Source organism: Paenibacillus sp. 1A_MP2 (assembly GCF_052244825.1).
GTDB classification, from domain to species: domain Bacteria; phylum Bacillota; class Bacilli; order Paenibacillales; family Paenibacillaceae; genus Paenibacillus; species Paenibacillus vandeheii.
Window position 1 is genome coordinate 4,656,383 of record NZ_JBQQCS010000001.1, and the last position, 13,559, is coordinate 4,669,941.

Genomic DNA, 13,559 nt, shown 5'->3' on the forward strand with positions numbered 1-13,559 from the left:
AATCGCGCAGTCCAGTCACTCTCCGTGCTGCTGCGGATTGTCTATCCATCCTTTAACCATATACCCCATATATAATATCGTCTCTCTTGCCAGAAAAGGAAATTGGGTGCGCCAGGTCTGGTAAGCCGTCGTTCGTGTCGGGGATGGGACAGCATCCATGCCGAGTCCGCTAGCAAGCTTCATCGCCCGTTTCATATGTAACGGATCACTTACAATCGTGTAGGTGTGAAACCCCGCCTGTTCCCCGACACTAATCGAATTCACCAGATTTTCCTCCGTAATTTTCGATTCCGTCTCGATTTGAATATCTGCCAGAGCTACACCATTTGCAACGGCATAATCTCGTCCAACTTCGGCTTCAGAACGCTCTCCAGCCCGGCCAGAACCACCAGTAAAGAGCAGATGGCTGATCGTCCCTGGCGATATAATAAAATGGCGTGCTCAATACGTTCGCGAAATACGGGTGAAGGGTTCTCCCCTTCTACGGCTGCACCGAGGATAATGGCTGCATCACTCTGTCTAGAGGATTCCTCATCGGTGTAAGTCCAGATGAGCAACGCCGTAGTTATAGTCCATATGACTCCAATCAACACGAGTGATGCAATGGAGATTGCCAGCCAGTGTTTGCTTTTTATTTTACGAATTCGGGACTTGCCTTCCATCACAATCATTCATCCTCTTCCAGCGCCCGGGCGTTCATACTCACTGCATGCATACGTTCGAGTGTGTGCAACGCTGCCGCGGATTCGGCATCCAATCCCAGCTCTGCAATCCAGGCACCTGTGTACTGCTGAAGACTAATCTCCAGCTTCTGCGCACGATCTTTGAAATCTTCCAGTTCCTTAATCATGCGCGATCTTCCTTCAGGACTGAATGTCTCATGAATCCGTTCCTTGAAATAGTGATGTACAATGCTGTTACGCTGCTTCCATAGTTCATTCAACTGGCGAGTCTCTTCCTCAGAAAAGGTAAAATGATGGCGCACCTCATGAATGAGTTGCCCGAGTGAACTGCTCATCTTTCGTTCATACAGATCTTCCAGATCTTCTTCGGATACAACCTTACCCTGAGACAATTTCATTAATAAAATCAGATTGACCAGTTGCTGTTCAAGCGCCTGTCCATAATATACAGCCAATCCGTAGTAGGCAAACAATTCTCTGGAGTGTTCGCTGTCCAGCATGTCTGTATTTTGCATAAGCGAGCGCCCCCTTTATCTCCGTACAATACTTTGCATTCCAACGTCCCTCTATGGTAACGAAACACAGAGCAACATTCAAGTTAAGGGGAATAATAGCCTTTAACTCCGCAAATCCCTTTTTCCCGATAGCCAGATATGAATGATGAGCAGAACTACGGCATAGAGTATAGCCCACATTGTCGTCAGAAGAACAGCCCCCAGCTTTGATTCTTCAAATAACATCATTTCACGAACTAGATAAAATGCCGGAGGCAAGACCTTGACAACCCATTGTATGGATTCAGGCAAACGTCCGCTTAATGAACCTTGGACTAACGATAATAACAGTACAACAATGAACGGCGGCATACTGCGGCTCAGCATGGGAATGTATGATTTTTGAAAGAAAACACTGAGGCCCAGACCCAGAAGCGACAACGCCAGATGCCCGGCCCAAGCCATGATCCACTCCCCAGCACTCGGCAGTCTTCCAAACATGCCCGTAACAACAGGATATAGCACGGTAATTGCTGTCAGGCCGAATTGCATGATTAACGCACAGATCAATTGTGCAAAGACAACCTTGCGTTTGCTTCCTGCATGGAGAACGAGCAATTGATACTGCCCCGCAGGTTCCGTGTTCATTACCGTTAATCCCAGCCAGGCCGCACCAAAAAAAAGCAGCATGGCCGTAACGCTGTAACTGTCCGCAACCGGATTAGGTTTGTAGGAATAGATGAGCAGCATTGTAATGATATAAAAGATCACCGGTGCAACATATTTCTGTGAACGTATGTAATGTTTTAACAAATAACGGGTCAAGTGGATCATTGGAGGTCACCTCTTACCTTAGACATGGAGGAAGGGATCTCTGCCTCTTCCCTGTTCATAGCCTCACCCGGATGACGCCCCTCCATCAATCCTTCCATATGTAATCGGCTCTCTTCCGGCTGCACAGACACGATTGAACCGCCCATCGCCAGAATCTTTCCAATGATCCGGTCTGCCGAACTGCGTGACACCCTCCAATCCCATACTTCGCCTCCATAATCCTGATGAACTACGCTGCGATGGCATGCAATGACTCCCGTTTGTTCAATAAGCAGCGCATCAATAACGGATTGTTCCCGTCCTTCCATCACACTTTGGATGCTCACAGCGGGCTCTCCAGCTTGCTGTAAATCTTCCTGATTCCAGCGACGCAGCACTGTTCCCTTGTGTAATACGATGACCTGATCCGCGAGACGTTCTATAAGCAAGGGTTCATGGCAAGCTGTAACGATTTGACTTCCTTCCTTTTTCCACTGTCCGAGCAAGGCTACGATCGCTTCCTGCGCCGGGACGTCCAGACCGGACAATGGTTCATCAAGCAGCAATAACCCATCAGGGCCAGGCAAAAGAGCCTGAATCAGATTCACCTTCTGCAAGGTACCTTTGGACAACTGTGGCAGGTTTTGATCCAGCGCCGTGCCCAAGTATAACAGATCGCTCAGTTCACTTATCCGCTGACGCAGTATTTCAGGACGCATGCCACGTATTCGTCCCATTTCCCACAGGTACTCTCTTGAGGTAAAGGGCAAGCGTGGCATTCCATCAAGTGCATACATAACCCGTCCATGCATGGGCTTGTGCAGCGAACCGGCTTCAGGCAGTAATATGCCAGCCAGCACACGCAGCAACGTGCTTTTGCCCGAGCCATTTCTGCCCACCAGGACGATACACTCTCCCTTGCCTACTTCCAAATTGATATCATTCAGTACCTGCACATCCCCAAGTCGTTTGCTCACACGTTGAAGTGATATATCTCGTCCTGTTGAGTCCGTTGCGGCTTTTCCTGCTTTATCGAATCTTCCAATTCCCATCCATCCCATAGGTGTCACATCCGTTCAGGAGCCTGGACCCCAAGTAAATACAGGCTGTAGGCCAGACGCTCCGCCGTACGCTCTGTTAGCGCCACCCGGAAGGGTTTCACGTCAGCCGGCGCGTCGGCAATCCGTTCTGCATGATAGAAGCGGTTGAAGGCTTGGGCAACATCGATCGCATATTTGGCAATGACCGAAGGCTCGTTGCGATGAATTGATTTTTCCAGATGCTGCGGATAATCCGCCAGCAGTTTCAGCAATGCCCAAGAAGTGTCACCGACAATGACTGGCTTGTTCTCGGTGATGGCTGCAGCATTTATGCTGTTAGCCTCTTCCGAATGGTTTTCATTTTCCACGCGTTCTACCTCTGCTGCCTTCGCAAGAACACTGTTAATCCGGGCATGTGTATATTGCACATAAGGTCCCGTCTCCCCTTCAAAGCTCACCGCATCTTCGAGCGAGAAATCGACGTCGTTCAACCGGTTATTACGCAGATCACCAAATACAATTGCACCTACACCCACCGCTTCCGCAACCTCCTGCGGATTTGGCAGATTCGGATTTTTCTCCTGGATAATCTGCAATGCCCGAGCAACCGCCTCATCCAGTACCTCCTGCAAGAAGACGACTTTACCCGGCGGGTAGACATCTTCCGTCCCTCGAAACGCATCAAACCAAACGGAATATGTTCACAAATCTCAGACCACGCGTACCCCATCCGGGATAATACCGCAAATACCTGACGGAAATGAAGCTTCTGCTCACCCCCGACCACGTACAACATTTTATCCGCCTTCATCACATCATGACGATAAACTGCTGTTGCCAAATCCCGCGTTGGGTAGATGGTGGTCCCATCCTTTTTGATAATCAGGCATGGCGGCATATTCTCCTCCTCCAAACGTACCACCAAAGCCCCTTCACTCTCTTCCAGCAACCCTCTGCCTTTCAGTTCTTCGACCACCGCACCCATCTTGTCATTATAAAAGCTTTCACCCAGCGTATGATCAAACTGTACATTCAAACGCTCATACATCCGGTTGAATTCTTTCATGCTCACCTCTACAAAAAAGGCCCATAACCGCTGCGCCTCTTCATCCCCTTGCTCCAGCTTGCGGAACCAATCTCTTGCCTCCATCTCCAGAGATGGATCATTCTCCGCTTCATCGTGAAAACGCACATACAGTTCCAATGATGTCCGAATCGGCTCAGCCTGTAGTGCTTCATCATTACCCCAACGCTTGTAGGCTGCAATCTGTTTGCCGAACTGCGTTCCCCAATCGCCCAGATGGTTCACACTGACCGAAGTATAGCCTGCCTCGTTATATAACCGATACAATGCTGCCCCAATCACGGTGGAGCGCAGATGACCAATTCCGAACGGCTTGGCAATGTTGGGCGACGACATGTCGATTACGACACGTGCACCTGCACCCAGCTGCAGCTTGCCAAATGCTTGATGTCCCAGTTCTTGCAGCAGCTTCGGAGCCAGATCTTCCCGATTGAAACGTATGTTCACATAGGGTCCTGCTGGTGAAGCATCCAGCCCAACTGTCTGTAATCCAGTTGCGATATCCGCCGCGATCACTGCAGGCGCTTTCTTCAGTGACTTGGCCAAAGTAAAACAGGGAAACGCCGCATCTCCCAGCTCCGCCTGTGGTGGAACCTCCAATAATCTCAACACCTCTTCTTGCTCCAGTCCCGTTAAGGGAGCAATATGTGCTGCTGCCTGTTTCATCAACATGTTGAACACTCCTATTCATTATCGTATTTAGCCGTAATATCGAGAACAAAAAAAGCCCTCGTCTCTATATCAGAGACGAGAGCTGCTCTTCACAGTTCCCGCGGTACCACTCTAGGTGAGCAGGTCGTGAATACACATTGATATACATTCCCAGCCTGCTCCGCTCGGTGCGATTAACGGCCGCCTGCCGGATTGCCCTCTAGTCCATGCTCTGCACCCTCTCAAGAATGCAGGCATTGCTTCGGACAACCATCTCACGGGTGCGCTTCACTCAGGTCATGTCATACCGGCTTCCACCTGCCCCGGCTCGCTGTCATGCATGAATTCTGGCTACTCTCCCGATCACGGATATTCATCGTTTCAATTCATTGCCATCATTATACAGATCACAATCTGCTTTGGCAACCTGTTACATGCATTTGCCAATGAAGGCCCTGCTGGCGATAGTTGATCTCACCATCGAATTGTAAAGATTCTTACCCTGCTGTATTCGTAAAAATCCCCTCCAGCAGGCAACGTTGAAGTCCATCCGTCCGATGTCCTTATTTCGTTTCCTACTATGAGGGGATCAGCCTAATATCATGCAGATTACTCGGCTTTGTATGTTTAATTTAATTGAGTTTATATTTACGCTACTGCGGCCATCATACGGCAAGCCTCTGCACATTTGCGGCAAGCTTCCGCGCAAGCCTGACAGTGATCATGTTCATGTTTGCCACACTCAGCAGCACAAGCTTCACATGCCTTCACACACAGCTCGCAAATTTCGGAGATAAAATCACTTCCGCGTGTCATGGCTTGAGCAGCAAAGCTGCAGATTTCTGCACATTCCCGATCCAAACGAATGCAATCACGCAACATTGCCAGATCATATTCCTTCAGACTCGATATGTAACATACGTTGCAAGCATTCATACACTCCAGGCAAGCATCGATACATTGCTGATATTGTTGTTGTGTCATTTAAAGTTACCTCCCAGACTAAGTTTGCTATGCTTCTTAATACCCCGTCTGGAGGAACCTTGAATCATTAAGACTCATTTATCGCTTCTAATTCCAGCAATTGGTTGCGAATGACCGTTTGATCAAAGTGCTCACCTATAAACACAGCTACGTTCGGCACATCACCTTGAGGCGTGATCTTCATATAATCCGATTCCCGATAAGCATATTGGAACCAGAACCGACTGGACGTATCACTAAAAGATAAAATCCCTTTTGCCCGGTACACATCCCGTGGTAACTCAGCAATCAAACGCTCAAAAGCTTCACTGTTCACCGGCTGGGTGAAATAGTGGGTGTACACCATGACATGCTCGTGCGAAGCATGGGGATGTGTATGACTATGGTCGTGATCATGAGAATGACCATGGACATTCACGACGGAATGTTGATGGGCTTCGTGATTATGATCCATATGCTCATGATGTTCATGTTCATGGCTGCAGCCATGCTCTGCACCAGCTTCGGAATGAACGTGCTGTTCCTTTTTCGCGTCTTTACTCGTTTCATCGACAGATTGATAGGCATGTACGTTATCTCCACTACGAAGCAGCACATCCATATCGACTTCACACTTCACCGTAGGGATGACGGGAGCAAAACCATTCCAGCGTGTTAACAGGTCCCTCAAATCTGCCAGCTGCTGCTCATTCACCCGATCCGTTTTGTTCAGAAGAAGTACCGAAGCACAGCGAATCTGCTCCTGCATCAGCTTGAAGGTTTGTCCCTTCTGCTCCTGGTACAGTCCTGACAGATGCGCGGCATCCACCACGGTAATCAGGCTTTTCAGCTCCAGTCGCATATAGAGTGAAGTTTCCGTTACTGCATCCAATATCTCCATCGGGTTCGCCGCTCCCGTTGCTTCGATGATAATGACATCTGGCGATTCCTCCTGCACGAGATCCGCAAGTTGCAGCCCCAAGTCACCGCGCACGGTACAGCAGATGCATCCTCCCAACATTTCTGTCATCGGAACGCTAGAATCCACCATCTGACCATCCAGGTTGACCTCACCCAATTCATTCATGACCACTGCGGGTCGGAGACCCTGTTGCTGCCAATGTTCGATCAATTGAACAAGCAGTGTCGTTTTGCCACTTCCCAAAAATCCTGACAATATATATACAGGTATGGATGATTCATTTACTTTTAATTCACTCATCATAGTTCACCTCTCTGTTTGTCCAATGAAACTGGTCTATCTCTATCCTAGCGAGTGTACACTATCCTGCAATCTTTGCGCAATCCTGACCTTCTCTTCTCTATACGTCCATTGCCTCCATCTACTGAATGGTCTATGCTATGAGAACATGTTGATTGGAGGAGGATGGGTTATGACCAATTCAGTGGAACAACATCGTCAGGAAGCACCTGACACGGTATCCTGCATGATTGTAACCGTTTCGGATACCCGCACCAAGGACACGGATACAAGCGGGCAGCTTATGCATAAGCTGCTGACTAAATCAGGCTATCAGATCGTCGATTATATCATTACACCGGATGAGACCGAAACCATTCGAAGCATCCTGCAAGATGCAGCGGTTCGTGACGATATCGAAGCCGTGCTGCTCAGCGGTGGAACCGGAATAGCCCCCGTGATACGACTTACGAGGCGGTATCCTCACTACTGGATAAGGAGCTGCCGGGCTTTGGAGAAATTTTTCGCTTCCTCAGTTATACCGAGGATATCGGTTCTGCTGCCATTCTTAGCCGGGCGGTTGCCGGAACGATTGGGCGCACAGCCGTATTCTCCATGCCAGGCTCCAAGGGAGCGGTCAAACTGGCAATGGAAAAGCTTATTTTGCCGGAACTTAGGCATGTCATGCGTGAAATATATAAACCCGTCTGAAAGATCAGACGGGTTTTCCGGGTTTATTTTAGGAGAGTCCATTACTTCAGCTGCTCGAGCACATGCTGGAATACCTGCATGACATCCTCTTCATAATCATCCTTTTCTCCACCTGAAGCCGTATAGACCAATGAAACGTAATCTTTGCTGCGAATCGTTGTTCTGCCAAGAACATTTTCCATTACAGCCTCATCGCTATCATTACCATACATTTCATTCATCCGGGCAATTCGTGTACCGACATCACTGAAAATGTGGACCTTTACAATATGCCTGCCACTTCCATTCAACAGATACACATAAGAGATTCCTCCCTCACCGTCGTCTGCGAACATGTTATTCATCAATTTGATGCCTTTTGCAGCAAAAGCGTCATCCAGCTCCTGAATCAATCGACCGTTTAACCCGTGGCCCTGGCTCTTTGCCCGTACAATGCCTTCATCCGTCGCTTGTCGGGTATATATTTTCCGCTCCTGCTCAACAGATGATGCTGAACAAGCCACTAGGGATAATACACACATCACCATAATTGCACTGAACAGGGCAGACTTCACACGTCCAGAGTTAGGGTGCAATCCTTTTCCGCTATCACGCATACTCATCCTTCCTTTCCCGCCACATGCACCGTGACGCTCTCAGGTAGAGTTAGCATGTCTAGGGAAAAGAATCTTATTCGGCAGGCACCTCAGACATTGTATTGACCACAGTACGACCTACGGCACCGCCCTTAAGGATCGTCTCCAGTGTCTGAGGCAGCTGTGCCCATGAGATTTCCTGAATCCCCAGCTCAAGTGCACGATCCGGCTTCCATTCTCCGCCAAGCAGCTTCCATATCCGTTCCCGTCGTTCCATCGGACAATAGACTGAATCAATCCCAATCAATTGAACCCCCGCAAAATAAACGGAAATACGGTGGACTCGAAGGCAGCTCCTCCGGTTAATCCTGATACGGCGACAGCTCCTCCATATTGAATCTGTTTCAGACGCTCAGCCAGTGCAGGACCTGCTGCAGGATCAATTACTCCTGCCCAGAGCTGTTTGCCCATTGCACCCTTGGCTGGCGCATCCGCTTCTTCGCGGGAAATGACATGAGAAGCACCCAAATTCCGAAGCAGCTGCTCCTGTTGATCCTTTTTGCCTGTACTTGCAGTCACTTCAAATCCCAGCTTCGCCAGAATAGCCACCGCCATACTGCCTACCCCTCCGGTAGCTCCTGTCACCAGAACATTGCCCATCTCCGGAGTCACTCCAGCCCGCAGCAAAGCATCTACCGAAAGTGCTGCCGTGAAGCCTGCCGTTCCAATCGCCATCGCTTCCTTCTCACTGAGTCCATGTGGTAGAGGAACGAGCCATTCGCTGCGTAGACGCGCATATTGACTATACCCGCCAAAATGAGACACGCCCGGCTCGAAGCCTGTGCTGATCACCCGATCCCCAGGGGCAAACCGACCGCTCACGGATTCCTCTACAATCCCTGCAAGATCGATTCCCGGCACGATCGGATATTCTCGAACCACACCACCCTTTTCTTTTGTGGCGAGTCCATCTTTAAAATTGACGCTTGAGTATTGAACCTGTAAAGTTACGTCACCATTAGGCAAATCTTCTTTCGTCAGCTGCTCCATAGCAGCCTTCAGGCCACCCTGTTCTTCTTTACGTACGACATAGGCCGGAAACGTATTTTCCATTTGATATCCTCTCCTTGGTTGTAATTTACATATATTTCTATTCACCTGGTGAATTGTTCGCCTTCAGCTCAACATAAGTGGGGAATCCGTCAAACTCAAGCTCTTCAAGCGAAAATCGCCGGATAAATCCCAAGCCACGAAAATACGGTCAGGAGCCAAGGTTCCTTGCATCTCCTCTTTCTTTCATCCCCGACCGATACACGGTTGAAACAGTCACAGCGATGGATTATGTCGAAAGGCAAGCTCGGAATGATGCGGGATTTGGCGTCTCCTGCGCTTTCCCGAGAAATAATTGCTTCATTTCCTAGTGAGCCTGCGTCCGTTGGAAGGTACAGTATACCTCAGTTCATGTGCAGTCTGTCCATGATGTTTGACACACCGTCCCTCGTCCTGTTGGACACACAATGCTGAGAAAGTGGGAACCAAAAGGGCATAACCCGGTTTTCTTCCTTCCGGTTATGCCCCATACTTGATTTATTCTTCGGTGGATTGCACGTGTTCAGCAATGAGCTTCTGCTTCATATTCCAGGCCGCAGGGCTGATATTTACACGGTAAATCTCAGGATTGAGTTTACGTAGATATTCAGGCCAGAAGAGATCCATCTGCTCCCGGTGATAACTGCGAATCTCATCCAGGGTAGGCAGTTCATACACTTTGCGCCCATTCACAAAGATCGGTTCCAGCATATTCACTGCTTCGTAGCGGGTTACCGTCTTTTTCAAATAAGGATGTAGCGGGTTGAACAGCTTGAGCGGACCGCCCTGTAGCGGCTGTTCTTCTCCTGGATAGCAGATATAATCTGCAATCGCTTTGCCATGTTTCGGATCAATGATCCGGAAGACTTCTTTTTTACCTGGTGTGGAGACCTTTTCGGGATTAGCCGAGATTTTGATTGTAGGCAGCATGACACCGTCCACTTCACGCTCCACCAATTTGTACACACCACCCAAAGAAGGCTGGTCGGAAGCGGTAATTAGCTGTGTACCCACTCCCCATGTATCGATGCGAGCTCCCTGAGCTTTAAGGTTGAAAATTGTATTTTCATCCAGGTCGTTGGAAGCTACAATCTTGACGTAATCCAGTCCAGCGTCGTCCAGCATCTGCCGGGCTTGAATGGATAGATACGCAAGGTCACCGCTATCCAGACGAATTGCGTTCATCTTTTTGCCTTGGCTCTCCAGCTTCTTGGCTGTGTTGATGGCATGGGGAACACCACTGTTCAATGTATCGAAGGTATCCACCAGCAGTGTCACTTGATCTGGCAGCACTTTGGCATAGACGTCAAACGCCTCCTGCTCACTCATAAAACTTTGCACCCATGAATGGGCATGTGTTCCTGCTGTCGGAATTCCGAAGCGCTCTCCAGCCAGCATATTGGACGTAGCATGGAATCCGGCCACATACGAGGCACGCGCGCCCCAAATGGCCGCATCGGCTTCCTGTGCACGTCGTGTTCCGAATTCGAGCAACGTGTCCTGATTCGCCACCTGCTTGATCCGGGAAGCTTTGGTTGCAATTAACGTCTGATAATTCATGAAGTTAAGTATCGCCGTCTCCACCAGTTGTGTCTCCATAATGGAGCCTTCTACCCGAATGAGCGGTTCATCAGGGAAAACGATCGCCCCTTCCTTCATGGAATGAATCGTCCCCTGAAATGAAAACTGGAGCAACTCTTCCAGAAAGACAGGATCGTAATTTTCCTCTTGTTTGGATAAATATTTGATGTCCTCCATTGTAAAACGAAGCTGGCTGATATAATTCACAATCCGTTCCAATCCGGCAAATACGGCATATCCGTTACCAAAAGGAAGCTTGCGGAAATAGGCTTCAAACACCGCTTTCCGTTTGTGAGTTCCATTCACCCAGTGGGCGTACATCATATTGATTTGATATTTATCCGTATGTAAAGCCAGGCTAGTCGTCTGCATTTGTCTCATCCTCTCTGACTTCCGCTTGTGCCGCAGGCCCAGCCTGCAGACACGGGTCAACATGTGGAGACTCATTGCTCATGATTCATGATTCTGGTAAACGTACCATTGCATAAGTCTCCGGTTTATTCCTATTCACCATATTCCCCAGCAACATAACAGTTGTTTTAACAGGATATGAGGGATAGGATCAAAGGTTCGTTTACAGGTTCAGGCCTGCGAGAACGGTATCGCTCGCTTTGATCACCTGAGCCCCAAGGCTGGAACGAAAATGCCCAAGCGCCCAATCATGTCCCGCTTGATTGAAGCTCGCTACGGCATCTTCATATACCGTTATGTGAAAACCTTTATTATAAGCATCCACTGCCGTGTGCAGTACGCAAATGTCCGTACATACACCGATCAGTGTAATGTCTGTTATTCCACGTTCACGCAGTCGCAGCTCCAGATCTGTACCGCAGAATGCGCTGTATCTTGTTTTATCCATCCATCGGATCTGAGCTTTCCGTTCTTCCATAACCTGAGCCAGACGACCATAAAGCTGTCTTCCCTCCGTACCCCTAATGTTATGGGGCGGAAAAAGGACCGTTTCCGGATGGTAAGGATCACTCTCTTCATGCAAGTCCACAGCCATAATAACCTCATGCTTATTATTGCAATAAGCCTCCGTTATTGCTGCGATCGTCTCTTCGATCTCCACAGCAGGCTGCCCTACAGGCAACGAACCTGTCACAAAATCACGTGTAAAATCGATTACAATCAGTGCTTTCATCGTCCACACTCCCTTTTTGAGAATAGGTTGATCCTGATTCAATCCTTTATGATTCCCTTGCAAATTAAGTATAAATCGAAAGACGAGGTACAAGCTCCGTAAAGCGATATAACTGGGCCGGACGCTGTGAGTACTGATTGGAGCTTAACAGGTTGCCCTCCTCATCCCGAACCTCTTCCACAATGCCTTTACGACTGCGAGTTGAAGTGATCTTACGAATGAAGTTTGGCTCTTCAAAATCAGGTACAACACTCTGAATCACTTGGTATAGCTCGCTTAGTGTAAAGTCACGAGGCAGGAACTGTCGTGCAATCGTCGTTTCCAGCATTTGCTGCTGAATACGTCGGTACGCATCTTCTATAATTGTCCGGTGATCGAAGGCAAGCTCAAGCTCTTGCAAGGCTTCCTGAATTGTAAACAATCCCACATCCTCGGCATCATCCGCAGCCTGACGGTGTTCCAGCATCCATTCCTCTACCAGCGCAAAAAACGCATGTGAGATAATCCATCCTCTGGGGTCACGTCCAGGCTGACTATATACATTCAAATACTCCAGATGTCCGCCATCCACACCTGTTTCTTCCATTAACTCGCGCTTTGCAGCACCATAGATGGATTCATTTTCCTGACAAAATCCACCTGGCAATGCCCATCTTCCGGCAAAAGGCCAACCTTTGCGTTTGATCAACATCACCTTCAACTCCCGAATGGGAAGTGTCTTGGTTACCGTCTTGCGCTCCCGCTTGGTCAAGGTAAACATGACGATATCTGCGGGAACACCATCGGGGGTACGATATTTCTTGGAACTATAGGCACGTGCTGCCTGTTCATCGCTTTCAGCATTGAATTGTTCGTAGTTTTCGCTCATGGGCACCACCGACTATTCTCATTTTGATATTTTCATTATGACATAATAATATCTTTTGTCAACCTTGAGATTCCGTGCTTGGCGTTTTTGCCCGCACTACGCGGAATGTTGCGGTTGCCATGCATCCCAATGTACCCGATGCATCACGTACCTCGGATTGTGCCGTTACACTGCGGCCAGCCTGATGCAGTATTGTGGACGTCACGATTAATTCGCCTTGTCTCATAGGTGCCAAAAAATGTACATTCAAATTGGTCGTCACACAACTGTCTACCTCCATTGCGGCTGTAGCTACCATGCCCATCGCCTGATCCATCAGGGATGTCAACACACCACCATGAATAATCCCCATGGAGTTGGTGTGGTGTTCGCCCGCTGTCAGCGCGATCTGAACTTCTTTTCCGTCGCCTTTAATAAAACGACAACCGAGAAAGCCCCAAAATCTTCCGTTTCCTTCTTCAACCATTTTGTCCAAAATACCCATTATTGATTTCCCCTTTAGTGCACTTTAAGTATAAAGCCCATGATGTATGTTGTTATGATGATGATTCCCAGCATTGTTTCTCGTCGTAGTTGGTCTAAAGTGCTTCGTCATTATTATTAAGCCTGCTCTTACGGAACAGGTCTTATCCAGTGAAGTTGTCTTGAACAGCCCACCACAC

Annotated in this window: 12 protein-coding genes and 3 pseudogenes; 1 reads left to right on the forward strand and 14 read right to left on the reverse strand. The window is 48.6% G+C overall.

What is annotated here, in order from left to right; genetic code table 11:
* Positions 1–15: 15 nt before the first annotated feature.
* The 8 genes and pseudogenes from ACTWJ7_RS22720 to ACTWJ7_RS22755 all read right to left on the reverse strand — a co-directional run bounded on the left by ACTWJ7_RS22720 (position 16) and on the right by ACTWJ7_RS22755 (position 6,950).
* Entirely contained in the window at positions 16–429 is a 414-nt protein-coding gene (locus ACTWJ7_RS22720) for a YdcF family protein (protein WP_443146409.1), read from the reverse strand.
* A complete protein-coding gene (locus ACTWJ7_RS22725) occupies positions 318–671 on the reverse strand; it encodes a YdcF family protein (RefSeq protein WP_443145901.1) in 354 nt (117 codons plus the stop codon). The genes ACTWJ7_RS22720 and ACTWJ7_RS22725 overlap by 112 nt, the downstream gene beginning before the upstream one ends.
* Positions 668–1,198 (reverse strand): hypothetical protein, encoded by a 531-nt coding sequence (locus tag ACTWJ7_RS22730; RefSeq protein WP_301879187.1) that lies wholly within the window; start codon positions 1,196–1,198, stop codon positions 668–670. Before ACTWJ7_RS22730 ends, ACTWJ7_RS22725 begins: the two co-directional genes overlap by 4 nt.
* Before the next feature lie 102 nt (positions 1,199–1,300).
* Positions 1,301–2,011, reverse strand: coding sequence for a hypothetical protein (locus ACTWJ7_RS22735; RefSeq protein WP_301879188.1), 711 nt, complete (start codon positions 2,009–2,011; stop codon positions 1,301–1,303).
* A complete protein-coding gene (locus ACTWJ7_RS22740) occupies positions 2,008–3,051 on the reverse strand; it encodes an ATP-binding cassette domain-containing protein (RefSeq protein ID WP_079346865.1) in 1,044 nt (347 codons plus the stop codon). Before ACTWJ7_RS22740 ends, ACTWJ7_RS22735 begins: the two co-directional genes overlap by 4 nt.
* A 5-nt stretch (positions 3,052–3,056) precedes the next feature.
* Positions 3,057–4,786: pseudogene (gene argS / locus ACTWJ7_RS22745) on the reverse strand (arginine--tRNA ligase).
* A 627-nt stretch (positions 4,787–5,413) separates the two neighbouring features.
* Positions 5,414–5,749 (reverse strand): four-helix bundle copper-binding protein, encoded by a 336-nt coding sequence (locus tag ACTWJ7_RS22750; protein ID WP_079346869.1) that lies wholly within the window; start codon positions 5,747–5,749, stop codon positions 5,414–5,416.
* A 67-nt stretch (positions 5,750–5,816) separates the two neighbouring features.
* Positions 5,817–6,950 carry a CobW family GTP-binding protein gene (locus ACTWJ7_RS22755; RefSeq protein ID WP_301879551.1) on the reverse strand — a complete coding sequence of 378 codons (1,134 nt, stop codon included), beginning with the start codon at positions 6,948–6,950 and terminating at the stop codon, positions 5,817–5,819.
* A gap of 172 nt (positions 6,951–7,122) precedes the next feature.
* Between ACTWJ7_RS22755 and ACTWJ7_RS22760 the strand changes: the two are divergent.
* A pseudogene (locus ACTWJ7_RS22760) lies at positions 7,123–7,640 on the forward strand (MogA/MoaB family molybdenum cofactor biosynthesis protein).
* A 41-nt stretch (positions 7,641–7,681) separates the two neighbouring features.
* Here the strand turns inward: ACTWJ7_RS22760 and ACTWJ7_RS22765 are convergent.
* The 6 genes and pseudogenes from ACTWJ7_RS22765 to ACTWJ7_RS22790 all read right to left on the reverse strand — a co-directional run bounded on the left by ACTWJ7_RS22765 (position 7,682) and on the right by ACTWJ7_RS22790 (position 13,381).
* Positions 7,682–8,242 (reverse strand): hypothetical protein, encoded by a 561-nt coding sequence (locus tag ACTWJ7_RS22765; protein WP_301249679.1) that lies wholly within the window; start codon positions 8,240–8,242, stop codon positions 7,682–7,684.
* 67 nt (positions 8,243–8,309) lie between these two features.
* Positions 8,310–9,328 (reverse strand): annotated as a pseudogene (locus ACTWJ7_RS22770) (acrylyl-CoA reductase family protein).
* A 474-nt stretch (positions 9,329–9,802) separates the two neighbouring features.
* Positions 9,803–11,257 carry a nicotinate phosphoribosyltransferase gene (locus ACTWJ7_RS22775; protein WP_301879193.1) on the reverse strand — a complete coding sequence of 485 codons (1,455 nt, stop codon included), beginning with the start codon at positions 11,255–11,257 and terminating at the stop codon, positions 9,803–9,805.
* A gap of 202 nt (positions 11,258–11,459) precedes the next feature.
* Positions 11,460–12,029, reverse strand: a complete 570-nt coding sequence (locus tag ACTWJ7_RS22780; protein WP_301879194.1) for a cysteine hydrolase family protein — start codon at positions 12,027–12,029, stop codon at positions 11,460–11,462.
* Between the two features lie 64 nt (positions 12,030–12,093).
* The gene (locus ACTWJ7_RS22785) at positions 12,094–12,897 is read right to left on the reverse strand and encodes an NUDIX hydrolase (protein ID WP_062326181.1); all 804 of its coding nucleotides are present in this window, start codon (positions 12,895–12,897) and stop codon (positions 12,094–12,096) included.
* 58 nt (positions 12,898–12,955) lie between these two features.
* Positions 12,956–13,381 (reverse strand): PaaI family thioesterase, encoded by a 426-nt coding sequence (locus ACTWJ7_RS22790; protein WP_301879196.1) that lies wholly within the window; start codon positions 13,379–13,381, stop codon positions 12,956–12,958.
* Positions 13,382–13,559 lie beyond the last annotated feature (178 nt).